This window comes from Streptomyces sp. F63, from assembly GCF_018070345.1.
In the GTDB taxonomy this organism is placed as follows: Bacteria; Actinomycetota; Actinomycetes; order Streptomycetales; family Streptomycetaceae; genus Streptomyces.
This window is the reverse complement of record NZ_JAGPXX010000011.1, coordinates 62,167-80,010: the sequence shown is the minus strand read 5'-3', so window position 1 is coordinate 80,010 and position 17,844 is coordinate 62,167. Positions and strand designations below refer to the sequence as shown.

Annotated in this window: 16 protein-coding genes; 9 read left to right on the top strand and 7 right to left on the bottom strand. The window is 73.3% G+C overall.

Annotation, left to right across the window (positions count from 1 at the left end):
- The first annotated feature begins 63 nt into the window (after positions 1–63).
- Positions 64–1,617: an IclR family transcriptional regulator C-terminal domain-containing protein gene (locus KBZ10_RS14365; RefSeq protein WP_210987999.1), complete on the top strand. Its 1,554-nt coding sequence runs from the start codon at positions 64–66 to the stop codon at positions 1,615–1,617.
- 213 nt (positions 1,618–1,830) lie between these two features.
- Here the strand turns inward: KBZ10_RS14365 and KBZ10_RS14360 are convergent, their stop codons facing one another.
- On the bottom strand, positions 1,831–2,583 hold the full coding sequence (locus KBZ10_RS14360) for a PIG-L deacetylase family protein (RefSeq protein WP_210987998.1): 753 nt from the start codon (positions 2,581–2,583) through the stop codon (positions 1,831–1,833).
- An 86-nt stretch (positions 2,584–2,669) separates the two neighbouring features.
- Between KBZ10_RS14360 and KBZ10_RS14355 the strand changes: the two genes are divergently transcribed.
- From KBZ10_RS14355 to KBZ10_RS14345, 3 genes are all read left to right on the top strand, one after another.
- Positions 2,670–3,989 (top strand): GAF domain-containing protein, encoded by a 1,320-nt coding sequence (locus KBZ10_RS14355; RefSeq protein WP_210987997.1) that lies wholly within the window; start codon positions 2,670–2,672, stop codon positions 3,987–3,989.
- Positions 3,990–4,138: 149 nt separating this feature from the next.
- Complete coding sequence (locus KBZ10_RS14350; RefSeq protein WP_210987996.1) at positions 4,139–5,662, top strand: aldehyde dehydrogenase family protein; 1,524 nt, start codon at positions 4,139–4,141, stop codon at positions 5,660–5,662.
- Between the two features lie 252 nt (positions 5,663–5,914).
- Complete coding sequence (locus KBZ10_RS14345) at positions 5,915–6,556, top strand: permease prefix domain 1-containing protein (protein ID WP_210987995.1); 642 nt, start codon at positions 5,915–5,917, stop codon at positions 6,554–6,556.
- Positions 6,557–6,697: 141 nt separating this feature from the next.
- Here KBZ10_RS14345 and KBZ10_RS14340 read toward each other — a convergent pair whose 3' ends face one another.
- A complete protein-coding gene (locus KBZ10_RS14340) occupies positions 6,698–7,030 on the bottom strand; it encodes a PadR family transcriptional regulator (RefSeq protein ID WP_210987994.1) in 333 nt (110 codons plus the stop codon).
- Positions 7,031–7,269: 239 nt separating this feature from the next.
- Here KBZ10_RS14340 and KBZ10_RS14335 point away from each other — a divergent pair, with 239 nt between their 5' ends.
- Together KBZ10_RS14335 and KBZ10_RS14330 are read left to right on the top strand one after the other, a co-directional pair.
- Positions 7,270–7,692 carry a hypothetical protein gene (locus KBZ10_RS14335; RefSeq protein WP_210987993.1) on the top strand — a complete coding sequence of 141 codons (423 nt, stop codon included), beginning with the start codon at positions 7,270–7,272 and terminating at the stop codon, positions 7,690–7,692.
- A gap of 210 nt (positions 7,693–7,902) precedes the next feature.
- Positions 7,903–9,081 carry a TetR/AcrR family transcriptional regulator gene (locus KBZ10_RS14330; protein ID WP_210987992.1) on the top strand — a complete coding sequence of 393 codons (1,179 nt, stop codon included), beginning with the start codon at positions 7,903–7,905 and terminating at the stop codon, positions 9,079–9,081.
- Between the two features lie 127 nt (positions 9,082–9,208).
- On the opposite strand, the gene KBZ10_RS14325 is transcribed toward KBZ10_RS14330, so the two are convergent.
- A complete protein-coding gene (locus KBZ10_RS14325; RefSeq protein ID WP_210987991.1) occupies positions 9,209–10,408 on the bottom strand; it encodes an oxygenase MpaB family protein in 1,200 nt (399 codons plus the stop codon).
- Positions 10,409–10,731: 323 nt separating this feature from the next.
- Between KBZ10_RS14325 and KBZ10_RS14320 the strand changes: the two genes are divergently transcribed.
- A complete protein-coding gene (locus tag KBZ10_RS14320; RefSeq protein WP_307847423.1) occupies positions 10,732–11,562 on the top strand; it encodes a PaaX family transcriptional regulator C-terminal domain-containing protein in 831 nt (276 codons plus the stop codon).
- On the opposite strand, the gene KBZ10_RS14315 is transcribed toward KBZ10_RS14320, so the two are convergent.
- The 4 genes from KBZ10_RS14315 to KBZ10_RS14300 all read right to left on the bottom strand — a co-directional run bounded on the left by KBZ10_RS14315 (position 11,553) and on the right by KBZ10_RS14300 (position 15,384).
- Positions 11,553–12,008, bottom strand: coding sequence for a MaoC family dehydratase (locus KBZ10_RS14315; RefSeq protein WP_210987990.1), 456 nt, complete (start codon positions 12,006–12,008; stop codon positions 11,553–11,555). The two genes, KBZ10_RS14320 and KBZ10_RS14315, sit on opposite strands and share 10 nt — an antisense overlap.
- The gene (locus tag KBZ10_RS14310) at positions 12,005–13,528 is read right to left on the bottom strand and encodes a long-chain fatty acid--CoA ligase (protein ID WP_210987989.1); all 1,524 of its coding nucleotides are present in this window, start codon (positions 13,526–13,528) and stop codon (positions 12,005–12,007) included. Before KBZ10_RS14310 ends, KBZ10_RS14315 begins: the two co-directional genes overlap by 4 nt.
- Positions 13,529–13,591: 63 nt before the next feature.
- Positions 13,592–14,467, bottom strand: a complete 876-nt coding sequence (locus tag KBZ10_RS14305) for an amidohydrolase family protein (RefSeq protein ID WP_210987988.1) — start codon at positions 14,465–14,467, stop codon at positions 13,592–13,594.
- Positions 14,467–15,384: an SDR family oxidoreductase gene (locus KBZ10_RS14300; protein WP_307847422.1), complete on the bottom strand. Its 918-nt coding sequence runs from the start codon at positions 15,382–15,384 to the stop codon at positions 14,467–14,469. The genes KBZ10_RS14305 and KBZ10_RS14300 overlap by 1 nt, the downstream gene beginning before the upstream one ends.
- Positions 15,385–15,608: 224 nt before the next feature.
- Here KBZ10_RS14300 and KBZ10_RS14295 point away from each other — a divergent pair, with 224 nt between their 5' ends.
- Positions 15,609–16,034: a MarR family winged helix-turn-helix transcriptional regulator gene (locus tag KBZ10_RS14295; RefSeq protein ID WP_210988082.1), complete on the top strand. Its 426-nt coding sequence runs from the start codon at positions 15,609–15,611 to the stop codon at positions 16,032–16,034.
- A 29-nt stretch (positions 16,035–16,063) separates the two neighbouring features.
- Positions 16,064–17,497 carry an MFS transporter gene (locus tag KBZ10_RS14290; protein ID WP_210987987.1) on the top strand — a complete coding sequence of 478 codons (1,434 nt, stop codon included), beginning with the start codon at positions 16,064–16,066 and terminating at the stop codon, positions 17,495–17,497.
- The last annotated feature ends 347 nt before the right edge of the window (positions 17,498–17,844 follow it).

The window sequence follows — 17,844 nt, the reverse complement described above, 5'->3', positions numbered from 1 at the left end:
CAACGGTCGGGCCGGATCCCGGCCGGTGTTCCGCACGACCCCGACGGAGGAGGAGACCCGGCCATGACCGGCGACGACACCACCGCGGCGGCCACCGGCCCCGCGGCGGCCACCGGCCCCGTGCCGGTGACCGGCCCGCTGGAGCGCGGCCTCGCCGTGCTGCGCACCATGGCCGCGTCCGGCGGCCGGCGGCTGCGCCCCAGTGACCTGGTGCACGCCACCGGGCTGGCCCGCGCCACCGTCGACCGGGTCGTCGGCACCCTCCTCCGCCTCGGCCTGCTCCGCACGGCGGGCCGCGACATCGAGCTCTCGCCCCGGCTCATGCGGTTCGGCAATGCCTATCTGGCGAGCTGTGCCGTCGCCGACGCGCTCCAGCCGTTCGCCGAGCTGCTCGCCGACGAGCTCGACGAGTCGGTGTCGGTGGCGGTGCCGGACGGCGACGGGGTCCGCTTCGTCGCCCAGGTCATCCGCCGCCGCGCCATGACCCCCGTCTTCCGCATCGGCGACCTCCTGCCCGCCGACCGCTGCGCGGCGGGCATGGTCACCGGCCCGGAGCACCCCGAGTGGGCCGTGGACGACCAGCGGATGGAGCAGGGCCTGATCGCCGTGGCCGTGCCCGTACACGACGCGGAGGGGCGGCGGGCCTGCGGCATCAGTGTGGTCAGCAACACCGGACGGCACACCGCCGCCTCCCTCACCGCCTCCGCGCTCCCCCGGCTGCGCGCCCTCCTCCCCGCCATGGAGGCCGCCCTGGCCGAGGTCCGTGCCCGCCCCCCGCGCCCGAGCCCCAGCACGGCTCCGTACCTGCCCGTGCTCGACGCCAAGCGGGAGCTGGGCGCGGGTTTCCTGCAGTCGCTGGCCCGCGGCCTGGACGTGCTGGCCGCCCTGGGCGCGGGGCCGCGCGGGCTGACCCTGTCCGAGACGGCGGAGGCGGTCGGCCAGCCCCGGGCCACCGCCCGACGCGCCCTGCTCTCCCTCGAACAACTCGGCTACGTGCGCTCGGCCGACCGCCGCTTCCACCTGCTCCCCCGCGTGCTGGAACTCGGCTACGCGCCCCTGTCCGGACTCGGCTTCACCGAGGTCGTCCAGCCGCATCTGGAGGAGCTGGCCGCAGGCGTGCGCGAGTCGGCCTCCGTGGCCGTCCTCGACGGACAGGACATCCGCTACATCGCCCGCGTCCCCGCCTACCGGATCATGAGCGTCAACATCACCATCGGGACCCGCTTTCCCGCCACCCCCACCTCCATGGGCCGGGTCCTGCTGGCCGGACTGTCCCCCGAGGAGCGTGCCGCGCGGCTCCCGGCCGGGGAGCCACCGCGCTTCACCGGCCGGACGGTCACCGACCCCGCCGAACTCGGCCGCGTCCTCGACCGGGTGGCCGCGGACGGCTACGCCCTGGTCGACGAGGAGCTGGAGGAGGGCCTCCGCTCCCTGGCCGTACCCGTACGGGGCCGCGACGGCCGGCCCGTGGCGGCGCTCAACGTCTCCACCCACACCGGCCGCGGCACGGCCGAGGAATCCCGGGCCACGCTGCTGCCCGCCCTGCGCGAGACGGCCGCCCGCATCGGCGAGGACCTGGCCATCACCTTCGAACGCCGCCCGCTCCGGCTGCCCTGACCGTCCCCGACCCGCCCCGGGAACCGGGCGGGAGAGGCAGTGGGCCGGTGTTCCGGGAACAGGTCCTCCGCGCCCCCGGGCCCGCACCCGACGCTCGCCCCCGAAGGGGACTGCGGCTGACCCTCAGCTTCCACCCCGACCGCACGGAGGAGGCTGCGGGCCGCTGAGCGGGAGGGACGGCACGCCGCCGCACGCCGCCTCCCCCCTGCCCGTTCACCGGGGGAAGACCTCGAAGACGGCGGCCGGGCGGCCGCCGAAACGGAGGGAAGCGGCCTCCGCGTTCCCGGTGAGGAAGGCGCGGGCGTACTGTTCCGGGTCCTCGTCCGTCAGCCCCTCGATATAGGCGCGGTGCGCCAGCAGGGAGCGCACGCCCTTCTCCAGCCCGTCCGTCACGTCGACCGCGTGTGTCGGCTGCGGGGAGGCGGCGACAGCCACCCAGCGCACCCCGTCCCACGGCTGGAGCCCCTGCTCGGTCAGTTCGGGGAAGATCCACCGGTTGCCGGCGTCGCCCACCGCGTCCAGGGTGGCCAGGCCGACCGCCCGGTGGTCCGGGGTGTTCCAGAAGGTGCCGCCGAAGGTCTCGCGGTGGTTCAGGGTCAGCACCAGCTCCGGCCGGTGGCGGCGGATCGCGGCCGCGATGTCCCGGCGCAGCCCCGTGCCGTACTCGATCACCCCGTCCGGGTAGCCGTCGAGGAACTCCACCGACGACACCCCGACCACGGCCGCGCTCTCCCGCTGCTCCCGCTCGCGCAGCGGCGCGCAGTCCGCGGGCGCCATGCCGTCGATGCCCGCCTCTCCCCGGGTGACCAGCAGGTAGGAGACCTCCGCGCCCCGGTCGACCCAGCCGGCGATGGCCGCGGCGGCCCCGTATTCGAGATCGTCCGGGTGCGCGACGACCGCGAGGCAGCGTTCCCAGGACTCCGGGAAGGCCGCGAGCTGCTCCGTCGTCTCCGGTTCTTCCGTCATCAACGTCTCCCCATCTGTTGTCGAACCCCCGTTGCACCGCCACGATGGTGACACTCCGCTCCGCTCATCCATTCCGGGAAGCCGCCGTGGTCAATCCTTGGGTCGCTCTCGAACCGGGCGCCGATCCCGCACAGCGCGCCGGCGCGATCCGCCGCGCGCACGAGGCCTTCACCACGGGCGAGGCGGGGGACCCGGGCAGGGGCAGGCGCCCGGGCCGTTCCGTGCCGTCCGTCCGCGCGGTCGTCGCCGACTCCTGGCGGCGCTCCGCGCGGGCCCGCGTCAGCCCGGACGGCACCGCGCCCGTCGAGCTGTCCGACGACGACCTCGACGCCTGCCGCGCCGAGCACCCGCTGGCCCGTGTCATGCCGCTGTTCCGCGATCTGATGGGCACCTTCGCCATGGACGGGGAGCACCTGCTCGCCGTCTGCGACGCGCAGGGCAGGCTGCTGTGGGTCGAGGGCCACACGGCCGCCCGCCGCCGCGCGGACCGGATGAACTTCGTGCCGGGCGCGGCCTGGTCCGAGTCGGCCGTGGGGACCAACGCGCCCGGTACGGCCGTCGCCGTCGACCGTCCCGTGCAGGTGTTCGCGGCCGAGCACTTCAACCGCACGGTGCACACCTGGACCTGCGCCGCCGCTCCCGTGCACGATCCGCACAGCGGCCGGCTGCTCGGCGCCGTCGACATCACCGGCGGCAACCGGCTCGCCCACCCGCACAGCCTCGCCTTCGTGCAGGCTGTCGCGCGGGCCGCCGAGTCCCAGCTCGCCCTCCTCGGCCCGCCGCCGGCCGCGTCACCGGCCGCCGCTCCGGCCGCGGAGCTCCGTGCCCTCGGACTCGACGAGGCCGTGTTCACCGCCGGCGGCCGCACGCTCCGGCTCAGCCGCCGCCACAGCGAGCTGGTGGTGCTGCTCGCCTGCCATCCCGAGGGGATGACCGGCGACGAACTGCTCGTCGCCCTCTACGAGGACGAGCGCACGACCCCGGTCACGCTGCGCGCCGAGCTGTCCCGGCTGCGCCGCGCCCTCGGTGACGGGCTGCTGCGCTCCCGCCCGTACCGGCTGACGGCCCCCGTGACGTCGGACTTCGACACGGTGCTGCGCCACCTCGCGGGCGGGGCGCCCGCGGCGGCCGTCTCCGCGTACCGCGGCCCGCTGCTGCCCTCGTCCCGGGCCCCGGCCGTGCTCCGGCTGCGCGGCCGCGTCGACGGCCAGCTGCGCGCGGCCCTGCTGGCCCGCCGCGACCCGGAACTGCTGGGTGCCTGGACGGGCAGCCCGTGGGGCGCGGAGGACCTGGAGGCGTGGGCGGCCCTGGCGGCCGTCCTCCCCCAGGGGTCGCCGCGGGCCCCGCTCGTCCTGCAGCGCGTCCGCGAACTCGACGCCGAGCAGAGCGGTTTCCCCGTCCGCTGAGGGAACCGGCCGGCCCCCCCGGGGGGGCGGAACCCGGTCGCGCCGGGGCCCGCGCGCAACGTGCTTGCAACCTTCCGCTCACTAGCGTCCGCCGGACCGGCCGACGCGGCCGGTGCCAGCCCGTACGCGCACTCCAGGAGGCCCCCGAGATGACCCGCTACGCCGCGCCCGGAACAGACGGCGCGATCGTCTCCTTCCAGCCCCGCTACGACCACTGGATCGGCGGGGAGTACGTCGGGCCGAAGCTCGGCCGGTACTTCGAGAACCCCAGCCCGGTGAACGGCCGCCCCTTCACGGAGGTGGCGCGGGGCACCGCCGAGGACGTCGAGGCCGCCCTCGACGCGGCCCACGCGGCCGCCCCGGCCTGGGGCCGCACGGCGGCGGCCGAGCGCGCCACCGTCCTCAACCGGATCGCCGACCGCATGGAGGCCCACCTGGAGGAGCTGGCGGTCGCCGAGAGCTGGGAGAACGGCAAGCCGGTCCGCGAGACGCTCGCCGCCGACATCCCGCTGGCCATCGACCACTTCCGTTACTTCGCCGGCGCGCTGCGCGCCCAGGAGGGCAGCCTCAGCGAGCTGGACGACGACACGGTCGCCTACCACTTCCACGAGCCGCTGGGCGTGGTGGGCCAGATCATCCCGTGGAACTTCCCGATCCTGATGGCCGTCTGGAAGCTGGCTCCGGCGCTCGCGGCGGGCAACGCGGTCGTCCTGAAGCCGGCCGAGCAGACGCCGGCGTCGATCCACGTCCTGATGGGCCTGATCGCCGATCTGCTGCCGCCGGGTGTGGTCAACATCGTCAACGGCTTCGGCGTGGAGGCGGGCAAGCCGCTCGCCTCCAGCGCGCGCGTCGCGAAGATCGCCTTCACCGGCGAGACCACGACGGGGCGGCTGATCATGCAGTACGCCAGTGAGAACATCAGGCCGGTCACGCTCGAACTCGGCGGCAAGAGCCCGAACATCTTCTTCGACGACGTGTCGTCCGCGAACGACGACTTCTTCGACAAGGCCCTGGAGGGCTTCACCATGTTCGCCCTCAACCAGGGCGAGGTGTGCACCTGCCCCTCGCGGGCGCTCATCCAGCAGGGCCACTACCGGGAGTTCCTGGAGGCGGCGGTGGCCCGCACGGAGAAGATCGTCCCGGGCCATCCGCTGGACACCGACACGATGATCGGCGCCCAGGCGTCCAACGACCAGCTCCAGAAGATCCTCTCCTACCTGGACATCGGCCGGCAGGAGGGCGCCAAGGTCCTCACCGGCGGCGAACAGATCACCGCGGGCGGCGACATGGAGGGCGGCTACTACGTGCAGCCCACCATCTTCGAGGGCGACAACCGGATGCGGATCTTCCAGGAGGAGATCTTCGGCCCGGTCGTCTCGGTCACCTCCTTCAGCGACTTCGACGACGCCATGAAGACCGCCAACGACACCCTCTACGGACTCGGCGCGGGAGTCTGGACCCGCGACATCAACACCGCCTACCGCGCGGGCCGCACCATCCAGGCGGGCCGCGTCTGGACGAACTGCTACCACGCCTACCCGGCGCACGCGGCGTTCGGCGGCTACAAGCAGTCCGGCATCGGCCGGGAGAACCACCGGATGATGCTGGAGCACTACCAGCAGACCAAGAACCTGCTGGTGTCGTACTCCCCGAAGAAGCTCGGCTTCTTCTGAGCGGGCCCGGCGCCGCACCGTCCGCCGTGCGGAGCCCGTCGATGACAGAGGTCACCGTCTCCGCGCCCGGCGCTCCCCTCGCGGGACGCGCCGGGCGCGGGCGGTGTCCACCGGGGGCCGGACGTTCTACCGCCGGAGGAGGGCGGCTCAGGGACCGGTCGGGGGCGGGATCAGGGACATCTCCGACCGGCAGCCGACGCCGGCTGCCGGTAACATCGCACCGCACGCGGCGGGGGAACTCCAGGAGACCGGGTGATCGACCGATACGTCGCAGAGCTCGATCAGGCTCTGCGCGGCCCACAGGCGGTGAAGGCGGACATGCTCGCCGAGGTCCGCGACAGCCTCCTGGACGCGGCCGAGGCGTACGAGGAGAGCGGCCTCGTCCGCGAGAGAGCCGAGCGGCGCGCCGTGGACGACTTCGGTTCCGTGCAGGTCATCGCTCCCGAATACCAGATCGAGCTGGGCCTTGCCCAGGGCCGCCGCACAGCGCTGTTGATCTGTGCCGTGCTGACGGCCCAGCCAGTGGCCTGGCGGGTGCTGCTGCATGCCGCCGGGCAGGACGCGGACGACTCCGGAGGCACCGGATTCACGCTGGTCAACACCGTGGTGCAGTGGACCGGCACCGGTGCCATCGCCATAGCACTGGCGGTGGTGATCGCGACGGGTGCCGGGGGCAGCCGTCTGGGCCCGCCGCCTCGCCTCGTGCGGGTCACCGGCCTCTTCGCCTGGACCGTCAGCGTCGTGTTCGCCGTCCTGGGGCTGTTGCTGACCGTCTACAGCCCGGCCACGGACTCGCTGCTGGGGATCACCGGACTGCCCGGGACCGCGCTCCTGCTCGGCGTGCCCCTCACCGGAATCGCCGTGGCGGGCCGCCGCTGCCTGAGCGCGGCGTAACCGCCGGGCGGCACGGGCCGGTTCACGCCCCGCCTGACACGGCGCTCGGCCCCGCGACGGGGAGCAGCCGGACCGGCCGGTGGTGCTCGCACGGCGCACTGCCGGCACACCCGGAACACCCGGGCGGCACCGCGGCGGCCGTCAGGTCGTCGCCGGTCCCGGGCGCAGGACGCCCTCGACCATCGTGGCGAAATCCCGCCACTTCGTCCGCTCGGTGGCCAGCGCGCGGCTGCCCGCGGCGGTGAGCTGGTACGTACGCCGCCTGCGGCCGCTCACCGTGCTCCACTCGCTCTCCACGAGCCCGGCCCGTTCGAGCCGGCGCAACGCGGGATACAGCGAACCGGTCGGCAGGTCCAGCGCCCCGCCGCTGCTCACCTGAAGAGCCTCCATGACCGCGTATCCGTGCAGGGGCTCCTGTTCGAGCACCGCGAGGATCAGCGCGTCGAGATGGCCCCGTAGCGCTTCAGACATCATGTAGGCAATCTACATCGTGCGCCGACACCGGCTACCTGCATGCAGGCAAGGCAGCTGTCCGGGGAGACACCCCGGCATCAGGAGGCGGGCCGTGGGCCCCTGGAGCCGTACGCCGTGCGGCGGCCACACCTAAACTTGGTTGCCTACATGTAGGCTGTCTACTATCCAGAAAGCCCGGTGCCGTCCGGACTCCGGCCGACGCGGCGCTCGCACCGAGCACCGGAAAGGGGAACAGGCGCATGGCCACCAAGGAGACAGCCCGGAACGACCTGCGCGAACTGCCGTGGCCGACGATCGTCGCCCTGGGTGCCTTCGCGCTCATCCGCCCCGTGCTGAGCATCGTCGGGGCGTATGACGACGGACCGCTGGAGAAACCGGTGGGCCCGCTGGTCTTCACCGCACTGATCATCGTCGGTTGGATCGCCGCCGCCGTCGTGCTCCGGTCCCCCCGCCCGGTGGCGACACTGACCTTCGCCGGCGTGGCCTACGGCGTGCTGGCAGTGCTGCTGAACATCGCGCTGCAGCCGTTCCTGGACAGCGCCGATCTGCCCCCGGTGCCCGGCGTGATCGGCATCATCGCCCTCAACGCCGCACAGGGCGCCGTCTGCGGTCTGATCGCCCTGTGGCTGCTCGGCCGGCGGAAGGGCTCCGGCGGCGCGTGACCTTTCTGCGTACCGGCACCGGCGAGCGGACACCCCGCAGGGACGTACTCGGGGCCCGTGTCCGGCCCAGGGAGTTCCCGGAGAAGGACGGCAGGCGGCGGGAGCCGTTCCGTCGCGGGGCGACATCGCAAGGAGGCCCCCCGGGGGTGTCCCGTGCGGTCCGCGCCGGGGGAATCCCGGGCCCCCGGCGGCTGTGATTGACTGATCCGCATGGCTCCCGCCTCCCCGTCCGCCCGTCCGGCCGCGGCCACCCGGCCCCGCAACCGCAGGCAGCTCATCGTCGACGCGGCCGGGAGGGTCTTCAGCGAGCGCGGCTACCACAAGGCGTCCATGGAGGAGGTCGCCGCCGGTGTGGGGATCACCGCGGCGGCTCTGTACCGGCACTTCCCGAACAAGTACGCGCTCTTCGCCGAGTGCGCCCACGTCATGGTGGACGGTCTGGTCGCCGCGCTCGACGAGGTGCCGTCCGGGGCGGCCCTGCCGGAGGTGCTCACCGCCATCACCCGGATCACCATCGCTCATCGCGCGTCGGGCGGCGTGTACCGGTGGGAGGCCCGGTACCTCAACGCCGAGGACCGCCGGCGGCTCGGGACCGCGTTCGGACGCCTCGTCGGCCGGGTCGACGAGGCGGTGCAACGCGAATACCCCCTGCCGGGCGAACGGCTCCGGGCCACGGCGGTGCTCGGGGCGATCGGTTCCATCACGATGCATCACACCTCCATCGCCCAGCGCCGCGCCGAGAATCTGCTGCTGGCCTCCGCGCTCCGCGTGGCCGCGACGGATCCGGCGGCGGGCCGGCCGGGCGGGCCCCCGGTCGAACTGCCCGCCCGGCCGGTGCCGCGCACGCGGCGCGCGGAGATCCTCGCGGCCGCCGTTCCGCTGTTCGCCCGGGACGGATTCGCCAACGTCACGAACGGCCAGATCGCGGAGGCGGTGGGGCTGACCCCGTCCGCGCTCTACCGCCACTACCCCGGAAAGATCGACATCCTGGCGGCGGCGTGTCTCCAGGCGGCGGGGCTGCTGGCCCAGGGTGTGGAGCGGAGTCTGCACGGGGTGGCCGGCCCGCGCGAGGCCGTCGTGGCGCTGGCGGCGACGTATGTGGCGTACAGCTTCGAGTACACCGAACTCAACAGCGTCGCCGAGGCGGAGCTCGCCGGCCTGCCGGACGGCCTGCGGCGGCCCCTGGTCCTCGCGCAGCGGGAGCACATCGCCGTCTGGGAGCGGCAGTTGCGGCTGGCCCGTCCGGAGCTGGACCCGCGCCAGGCCCGGGTGCTGGTGCACGCGGGGTTCGGCGTGGTGGTCGAGGCGGGACGCAGACTGCGGTGGCGGGACAGCCCCGAGCACCGGGCGGCCGTGACCGCTCTGGTCGTGGGCGCGCTGGGTCTGTGAGCGGCTGCCGGAGCCGGCGGCGACGAGGCGCCCGCCGCGCAGCGGCTCTCGCGCGAGCCGGCCGGTCGGCGCCCCGCCCTTGGGCCGTCTGCCGCGGGGCGGGCGCCGACCGGGCCGGGCCGGCGGCTCAGCCCGGCCTGTTTCCGGTGGGGATCGTGATGGGGGTGGTCTTCCCGGAGGCGCCCTTGTTGAGGAAGAGCATGGCCAGGGCCCGCAGGAACTGGTCGAACAGATAGAAGGTGCCGGGCATGACGGGCGACAGGCCCTCACGGAACAGGATGAACGCCGGCCATCCGGTGCGGACCAGGGCCGCCGCCGCGTAGTCGCGTTTCAGTCCCAGCCAGTCGCCGACCTCGTCGCTGAGGACATAGCGCACGAACTCGTTCAGGAAGCCGCGCGTGACGCCGAGGTCGATCTGCGCGGTCAGGCCGAGCAGTTCCTCCGCCAGGGCGATGCCCTCGCGCGTCGGAGTGAGGATCGGGGTGAGCACCTGCGCCGACTGCTTCTCCGCGGCCGCCCAGGTCCGCGGGATGTGCTCGTACGGGACCCCGAGCAGGTGGACGGCGACCTGCCACGAGTGCAGGAACGCCTCCTGGTCCGCGGCCGGGTACGGGATCTTCCAGTCGAGCAGCTTCCTGTGGACGAAGGTGCCCAGGCTGTGGAAGGTCACCAGGATGTCGGCGGCGCTGATCGGGATCGTCTCGTCGGCGACCGCCCGCCAGTGCGGTGACTGCGGCAGCAGGTGACGCACCGCGGCGTGCACCACGCGCGTCTTGTTGGCGGTGACGACGAACTGGCCCGCCGGCTCGAAGGCCCCCCGTTCGGACAGGTCGTAGCCGAAGGTGAAGGTCTTGGCCGCGCGGTCCTGCATGTCGGCGCCGCCCGCCGACCAGTAGACGCTCCTGGCCTCGCGCGGAATGACGGTGCTCATGATGCCGCTGCCGAGGCCGTACAGCATGAAGAGGTACGTGTCCCGGCGCCGGTTGAAGTCGGCGGCGCGGGCCAGCTTGGCGGGGTCGGCCCAGGAGGGCAGCCGGTTGACCTTCCGCAGGTAGGCGGCGAATGCGGACGGCAGGCCGCTGGGCAGCGGGTCGTTGTTGTCCACCCACGACTCCCATGCCCTGTTGATCGCCGGCACGTGTCCGTTGTCGAGCATCGAGGCCATCAGCGGGTCCGCCGCGTCGTCCCAGATCCACTCCGGACCGGTCCCCGCGGCGTCCCGGGTCGCCGAGCCCGTCGACGCCCACGCCTGGACGGGGTTCGCCACGCCCACGAGACCGAGTGCGACACCGAGCGACAGAGCCTTGCGCCTACTGAGGTTCTCCATTGACTTACCTGCTTCCCTGATGGGCCGGATGGTTCCAGGTGCCTTGCCAGCCTTGCTGGTTGCACGGCAAATACGGGATGGGCCTCGCCGCACAGATGTGATTTTCGATTAACATAGCGAGGTGTGTGGCGGTCGGCAATGGTGGCGGCCGAGGCTCGTCGCCGCTGCCGGCCCGGGGCCCGCCCGTTCCGCTCCGGCGCGACGTCCGACGGCGCCCGGGCCCGCGCCCCCCGCCCTCGCCGGCGTCGCGGACGGCCGCCCGGCCCGCGGGTCTCGGCGGCCGGGCCTGCCGCGCTGATCGGCGCAGGCGTACGGTGGGACGCGTGAGCGGAGAAGAGTCGCTGCGACCGCAGTCCCTGATGCTGACGTTCCTGGGCGACCAAGTGCTCGGGCGGGACGTGTGCGTGTACTCCGGCAGCGTCATCGAGGTCTTCGCCCGGGCCGGCGTCAGCGAACAGGCCACGCGCTCCACCCTGACGCGCATGGTGAACCGCGGACTGCTGCGCCGTCAGCGCGAGGGCCGCCGGATGTACTTCGGGCTGACCGGGCACTCGGCCACCGTGCTGCGCGACGGCGAGCGGCGCATCTGGCAGACGGGCGCGGTCAACCGGCAGTGGGACGGCACCTGGACCCTGCTCGGTTTCTCGCTGCCGGACTCCTGGCAGCGCCAGCGGCACGACCTGCGGTCGAAACTGACCTGGAGTGGCTTCGGCCCGCTGTTCAACGGGCTGTGGATCGCCCCGGGCGAGGTCGATGTGTCGGACCTGGTCGAGGAGCTGGGCCTCTCCGCACATGTGAAGGTCTTCCGCGCGCACGCCGACGCCGGCACGGACATCGGCGCGATGATCGAGGAGACCTGGGAGCTGACCGGACTGGCGGCACGCTACGAGGCGTTCGCACGGCGCTGGGAGAAGTGGGAGGCCGAGCTGCCCGAGGCCGACGAGGCGCTCGCACTACGGCTGGTGCTGCAGACGGAGTGGCTGCGGATCATTCGCCGGGACCCGCGGCTGCCGGTCGTGCACCTGCCGGACGACTGGCCCGCCGACGCGGCCGAGAAGACGTTCCGCACCGTCCACGAGCGGCTCGCCCCGCTCGCGAACACCGCCGCGGACCATCTCCTCGACCTCGTCCCCGCACGGAACGCTCAGGCGTAGAACCGCGACAGGCTCCGCAGCACCGCTGCCGGCTTCGTGCCCCCCTCGATCTCGATCACGCCCTCGACGGCGATCTGGACCCCGCCCGGCACGTCCGCCACGTCCGCCAGGCGGCCGGCCAGCCGGATGCGCGAACCCGCCCGCACCGGGGAGGGGAAGCGCACCTTGTCGAGGCCGTAATTGACCTTGGTCGTCACCCCCTGGACGTCGAGCAGTTCGGTGAAGAGCGGGATGAAGAGGGAGAGGGTCAGATAGCCGTGCGCGATGGGTGCGCCGAAGGGGCCGTCCTTGGCCTTCTCCGGGTCGACGTGGATCCACTGGTGGTCGCCGGTGGCGTCGGCGAAGGTGTTGATCCGTTCCTGCGTCACCTCGACCCACGCACTGGTGCCCAGGTCGCTGCCGGCCATCTTCCTCAGGTCGCCGAGACCGTTGACGGTGATGCTCATGGAGTGTCCTCGGGGTCGGGTTGGTTGCCGAAACGGGCGCGCACCTGCGGCTTGAGGAGCTTTCCGGAAGCCGTGCGCGGGAGTTCGTCCGTGATCACCACGGACCTGGGGGTCTTGTACCGGGCCAGCCGGCCGGCCAGCGAGCCGAGCACCTCCGCGGGGTCGAGGCGGGCGCCCTCGCGCGGGACGACCACCGCACGCGGCACCTCGCCCCAGGTCTCGTCGGGCACGCCGATCACCGCGCACTCGGCGATGCCGGGGTGGGCGAGCAGCAGGTTCTCGATCTCGGCGGGGTACACGTTCTCCCCGCCCGAGATGATCATGTCCTTGATGCGGTCGACGATGTGGACGTAGCCGTCCTCGTCGACGCGAGCGGCGTCCCCGGTGCGGAACCAGCCGTCCGAGAAGGCCGCGGCGGTCTCCCCGGGCAGCCCCCAGTAGCCGGGCATGACGTGGGGCCCCCGGACGACGATCTCCCCGGTCTCGCCCACGTCGACGGGTGCGAAGCCGGGCCGGACCACCCGCACGTCGCTGAAGAAGTGCGGTACACCGGCCGAGCCGGCCTTGCTCACGGCATGCTCGGCGTCCAGGAAGAGGGTGCCGGGGGCGGCCTCCGTCATCCCGTAGCCCTGGAGGAAGGTGAGCCCGCGCTCCTGGTACACGCTGATCAGCGACGTGGGCACCGGGGAGCCGCCGCAGGTGAGGAGGCGCAGGCTGGAGAGGTCGGCGTCGGCCCACCCCGGGTGCCGGGCCATCCGGTCGAACATGGCCGGCACGCCGAACATGAGGGTGATCGCGTGCCGTTCGATGAGGTCCAGCGCGGTGCCCGGGTCGAACGCCTCGGTGAGGACGCAGGTGCCGCCCTTGAGGAACACCGGGAGCGTCAGCATGTTCAGCCCCGCCGTGTGGAAGAGCGGGGCGGCGACGAGGGCGCGCTCGTCCGCGATCAGGTCCTGGTCGACGAGGACGTTGACGGCGTTCCAGGTCAGGTTGGCGTGGGTGAGCATCGCGCCCTTGGGCCGGCCCGTCGTTCCCGAGGTGTACATGATCAGGCAGGTGTCGTCCGGGGAGACGGGCTCGTCGACGGGCTCGGTGGAACCGGCCGCCAGCGTCCGCTCGTACTCCGGCCCGACCTCGACGCGGGTCCGGACCCCGGTGTGGCCGGGGAGTTCCGCGACCAGCCCGGTACACGACGGGCTGTGGACGAGCACCGTGGCGCCGGAGTCGGCGAGCTGGTAGGCGATCTCGGGGCCGGCGAGGCGCGTGTTGAGGGGGACGAAGACCGCGCCGAGGAGTCCGGCGGCGAACAGCGTCTCCAGATAGGAGGGGTGGTTGGGGCCGAGGTAGGCGATCCGGTCGCCGCGCCGGACGCCCCCGGCGCGCAGGGCGTGGGCGAGGCGGGTGGCGCGGGAGGACAGCTCCGCGTACGTGACGGTGCTGTCCCCGTGGACGAGCGCCGTGCGGTGCGGGGTCTTGCGGGCCCGGCGGGCCGGCCAGGACCCGAGTCCCTCATTGCGCATCGGTCCTCCCTGGTCCGTCGTCGCGCGGCGGAGGGCTCACGGCAGAACACATGGGGCGCCCCTTCACGGTGTGGTGAGCCCGAGCAGGCGGGCGGCGTTCTCCTTGAGGATCTTCGGCCTGACCTCGTCCTTGATCGCGAGCTTTCCGAAGTCGGCGAGCCAGCGGTCGGGGGTGAGGACGGGGAAGTCGGAGCCGAAGAGGACCTTGTCCTTGAGCAGGGTATTGGCGTACTGCACGAGCTGCGGCGGGAAGTACTTGGGCGACCAGCCGGACAGGTCGATGTGCACACCGGGTTTGTGCGTGGCGACGGCGAGGGCCTCGTCCTGCCAGGGGAAGGACGGATGCGCCAGGATGATCTTCAGATGCGGGAAGTCGGCGGCCACGTCGTCCACGTGGAGCGGGTTGGAGTACTTCAGGCGGATGCCGCCCCCGCCGGGCACGCCGGCGCCGATGCCGGTCTGGCCGGTGTGGAACAGCGCTATGGTCCCCGTCTCCTCGATGACCTCGTACAAGGGGTAGGCCAGCGCGCGGTCGTCGGGGAAGAAGCCCTGGATGCTCGGGTGGAACTTGAAGCCCTTCACCCCGTACTCCTCCACCAGGCGGCGGGCCCGCCGCACGCCCGCCCTGCCGCGGAAGGGGTCGATGGAGGCGAAGGGGATCAGCACGTCCGCGTTGGCGGCGGCGGCCTCCGCGACCTCCTCGTTGGGGACCGGCTCGGTGCCGGTGGCGGACTCGGCGTCCACCGTGAAGATCACGGCGGCCATCCTCCGCTCGCGGTAGTACGCGGCCGTCTCCTCCAGGGTCGGCTTCCGCTTGCCCTCGACCTTGAAGTAGGCGGAGGAGGCGTCGTGCAGGTCCTCGTCCAGGGACGCGTGCCCCCTCGACGACACCTCGGCGTGCGTGTGGACGTCGATCGCGAGCAGTTCTCCGACGTTCATCACGCCTCCGGGATCCTGGGCGCGGGGATGCCGACGGTCTCGGGTTCGGCGCCGACCGACGTGGGCCAGGCCTCGGCCAGCGCTTCGGGGCGCCAGCCGCCCTCGGCGTAGGCGGCCCTGATCTCCCGGGGGTGGGACCAGAGCGTCACCCGGTCGCCGCCGATGCCGATGCACTGGCCGGTCACGTCCCGGGCGGCCTCGGAGGCGAGGAAGGGGACGAGGGCGGCGCAGTCCTCGGGGGTGCCGAAGCCTTCCCCCTTGCGCAGGAAGCCGGGCAGCGCCCCGCCGTTCCTCATGGCCTCGATGTACGGGGCGAAAACGGGGATGGTCTCGGTCATCGCCGTGGCCGCGACGGGCACGATCGCGTTGACGGTGATGCCGGCGCGGGCCAGCTCCATGGACCAGGTGCGGGCCATGGCGGCGATGCCGGCCTTGGCTGCGGCGTAGTTGGTCTGCCCGAAGTTGCCGCGCTGCCCGGCCGGGGAGCCGACCAGGATCAGCGTGCCGCCCCCGCCCTGTTCGCGCATGCGGACGGCGGCGGCCCGGGCGCAGGTGAAGGTGCCCCGCAGATGGGTGGTGAGCACCGCGTCGAAGTCGTCGTCGGTCATCTTCCACAGCACCTTGTCGCGCAGGATGCCCGCGTTGGTGACGAGGACGTCCAGCCGGCCGAAGGCGGCGACCGCGCGGTTCACGAGCCGGTCGGCGGCCTCGGCCGTGCCGACGGCGGCGACCTCGGCCACGGCGGTGCCGCCCGCCCCGGTGATGGACTTCACGGCCTGTTCGGCCACGGCCTCGTCGATGTCGTTGACCACCACGGACGCGCCGTGGGCGGCCAGGGCCCGGGCGTAGGCCAGGCCCAGGCCCCGGCCGCTGCCGGTGACGACGGCGGCCTTGCCGCTCAGATCGATGGTGTGCACAAGCGAATCCCTTCCGGAGTGGTGCGGAGCGCGGGGACGCGGCGACCGCGGAATCGAAGCTAAGAGCAATGATTGTTGACGTCAATAGTTGTTCCCGCTCGGCAGGGTGCGCGAGACTACCCCCGTACGCCGCACGCTTCACGACCCGGGAGTCCGCCATCACCCGCCAGCCGCACACCGCCGAGACATCCGCCGGCACCCCGATCGACGCGCAGGAACCGTGGATGCGCGGACTGCACGCGGACACCGGCTATCTGCTCTACCGCCTCGGCCTGCGCTCGGGCCGGCTGTTCAACGCCTCCCTCCAGGAATCGGGGCTGCGGCTGCGCCACTACGCGCTGCTGCGCTTCCTGGCCACCTGCGAGGGAGCCCTCCAGCGGGAGCTGAGCACCCGTCTCGGCTACGACCCCAGCGCGATCGTCGGACTGGTCGACGACCTGGAGAAGCTGGACCTGGCGGAGCGCCGCCCGTCCCCGGAGGACCGGCGCAGCCGGGTCGTGGCGCTCACCGAGGAGGGCCGCGCCTTCCTCCGCGACAGCGACGAGGCCAGCAGGCGGGTGACGGGCGATCTGCTGGCCCCGCTCACCGCGGAGGAGCGGGAGACGCTGCACGGCCTGCTGCTGCGGCTGGCCGAGGATCGGCCCGAATGATGTTGTGCAAACGATTGACTAGCATGTAAATGCTGCCTAGGTTCCTCGGGCACCGGCCCCAGCCCCAGGAGCTCACCGTGCCGCCGTCCTCCTCCCCTTCCCCCGCCCGCCGGACCCCCCGTCAGACCTCCGAAGACCAGCGGCAGTTGCGCCGCGTAGCCCTGTCGAGCATGCTCGGCACCGCCATCGAGTTCTACGACTTCCTCGTGTACGGAACGGTCGCCGCACTGGTCTTCGGCAGCCTGTTCTTCCCCGGCGCCGACCCCGCGGTCGGCACGATCGCGGCCTTCGGCACCTTCGCCGCGGGCTATGTGGCCCGTCCGCTCGGCGGCATCCTCTTCGGTCACTTCGGCGACCGGATGGGCCGCAAGTCGATGATGCTGCTGACCATGACCCTGATGGGCGTCGCCAGCTTCCTCATCGGCGTCCTGCCCACCTATGGCGCGATCGGCGTGTGGGCGCCCGTCCTGCTGGTCGCCCTGCGCGTGGTCCAGGGCCTCGCCATCGGCGGGGAGTGGGGCGGCGCGACCCTGATGGTCGTCGAGCACGCCGAGCGGACCCAGCGTGCCCGGCGCGGTCTCTGGTCCAGCGCCACCCAGCTCGGGGCCCCGCTCGGCTCCGTCCTCTCGGCGGGCGTGGTCACCCTGGTCGCCGCGCTGCCCGACGACGACTTCCGCTCGTGGGGCTGGCGGGTCCCGTTCCTGCTCAGCATCGCCCTGCTGGCGGTCGGCCTGTTCGTCCGCCTGAAGGTCGCGGAGAGCCCGCTGTTCGCCCGGACGAAGGGTCAGCCCGCCGCCCGGCCGCCGGTCGTGGAGGTGCTCCGCCGCCCCGCTCCGGTGCTGCGCGCCGCGGGCATCGGCATCGGCGCGTTCACCGCCCAGTCGTTGCTGGCCAGCTTCATGATCTCCTACGCCGTCGGCCAGGGCTACAGCCGCCCGCAGGTCCTCACCGGCGTCACCCTCGCCTCGTGCACGGCCCTGCTCGTGCTGCCGGCCGCCTCCGCCCTCTCCGACCGGATCGGCCGCCGCCCCGTGGTCCTGGCCGGGGCCATCGCCTCCGCCGCGCTCGCGTTCCCGGTCCTCGCCCTGGTGAACTCCGGCTCCCCCGGCCTGCTGATCCTCGCCCTCGTACTCGGCCACGGCCTCGCGCAGTCCCTGATGTACGCACCGCTGGGCGCCCTGCTCAGCGAGATGTTCGGCACCCGCGTCCGCTACACCGGCGCCTCCCTGGGCTACCAGGGCGCGACCCTGATCGGCGCGGGCTTCTCGCCCCTCATCGCCAGCAGCCTGCTCGCCTCGTCCGGCGGCGACAGCACCCCGGTCTCCCTGCTGCTGTGCGGCGGTGCGGCGATCACCGCGCTCACCGTGTGGCGGACGCGGGAGACGCGGACGAACACCCTCGACGAGCCCCCCGCCCCCGTCGCCCCCGCCACCGCCCCCAGCCCCGGGGGGACCCCGCGCTGACACCCGGGCGCGCAGCCGCGGGGGGGGCGTCCCGCCCGCGTCTGCGCGCACCGCGCGGCACGGACCCCGGCGGCACCGGGCAGCTTCGCCGGGCCGCCCCGCAACGGTTCCGGTTCCGGTTCCCGGCCCCGGGCCCCCGGCACACCGCCCACCCGCGGACGCAGCCGGGAGCGCCACCCGGGCACCCACGGCCCGGCCCGGCCCGGCGCCCGGGCAAGCCGGGGGCTCACCGGCCGATGTGATGTCACCGGACACGGTGATTGCCCTGCGGCTGTCCGGACGGCCGGCGTCTCCCACGGGTGCCGGCCGTCCGCCACCGCTCCCCCGCCCCCGCCACTGCCCGCGCG

What these genes read in the sequence shown, in the direction of transcription:
- KBZ10_RS14365 (WP_210987999.1), top strand. Translation starts at nt 64, where the DNA reads ATGACCGGCGACGACACCACCGCGGCGGCCACCGGCCCCGCGGCGGCC.
- KBZ10_RS14340 (WP_210987994.1), bottom strand. Translation starts at nt 7,030, where the DNA reads ATGATGTCTGAAGCGCTACGGGGCCATCTCGACGCGCTGATCCTCGCG.
- KBZ10_RS14290 (WP_210987987.1), top strand. Translation starts at nt 16,064, where the DNA reads ATGCTGCCTAGGTTCCTCGGGCACCGGCCCCAGCCCCAGGAGCTCACC.
- KBZ10_RS14360 (WP_210987998.1), bottom strand. Translation starts at nt 2,583, where the DNA reads ATGACGGAAGAACCGGAGACGACGGAGCAGCTCGCGGCCTTCCCGGAG.
- KBZ10_RS14295 (WP_210988082.1), top strand. Translation starts at nt 15,609, where the DNA reads ATGCGCGGACTGCACGCGGACACCGGCTATCTGCTCTACCGCCTCGGC.
- KBZ10_RS14315 (WP_210987990.1), bottom strand. Translation starts at nt 12,008, where the DNA reads ATGAGCATCACCGTCAACGGTCTCGGCGACCTGAGGAAGATGGCCGGC.
- KBZ10_RS14325 (WP_210987991.1), bottom strand. Translation starts at nt 10,408, where the DNA reads ATGGAGAACCTCAGTAGGCGCAAGGCTCTGTCGCTCGGTGTCGCACTC.
- KBZ10_RS14335 (WP_210987993.1), top strand. Translation starts at nt 7,270, where the DNA reads ATGGCCACCAAGGAGACAGCCCGGAACGACCTGCGCGAACTGCCGTGG.
- KBZ10_RS14330 (WP_210987992.1), top strand. Translation starts at nt 7,903, where the DNA reads ATGGCTCCCGCCTCCCCGTCCGCCCGTCCGGCCGCGGCCACCCGGCCC.
- KBZ10_RS14305 (WP_210987988.1), bottom strand. Translation starts at nt 14,467, where the DNA reads ATGAACGTCGGAGAACTGCTCGCGATCGACGTCCACACGCACGCCGAG.
- KBZ10_RS14350 (WP_210987996.1), top strand. Translation starts at nt 4,139, where the DNA reads ATGACCCGCTACGCCGCGCCCGGAACAGACGGCGCGATCGTCTCCTTC.
- KBZ10_RS14310 (WP_210987989.1), bottom strand. Translation starts at nt 13,528, where the DNA reads ATGCGCAATGAGGGACTCGGGTCCTGGCCGGCCCGCCGGGCCCGCAAG.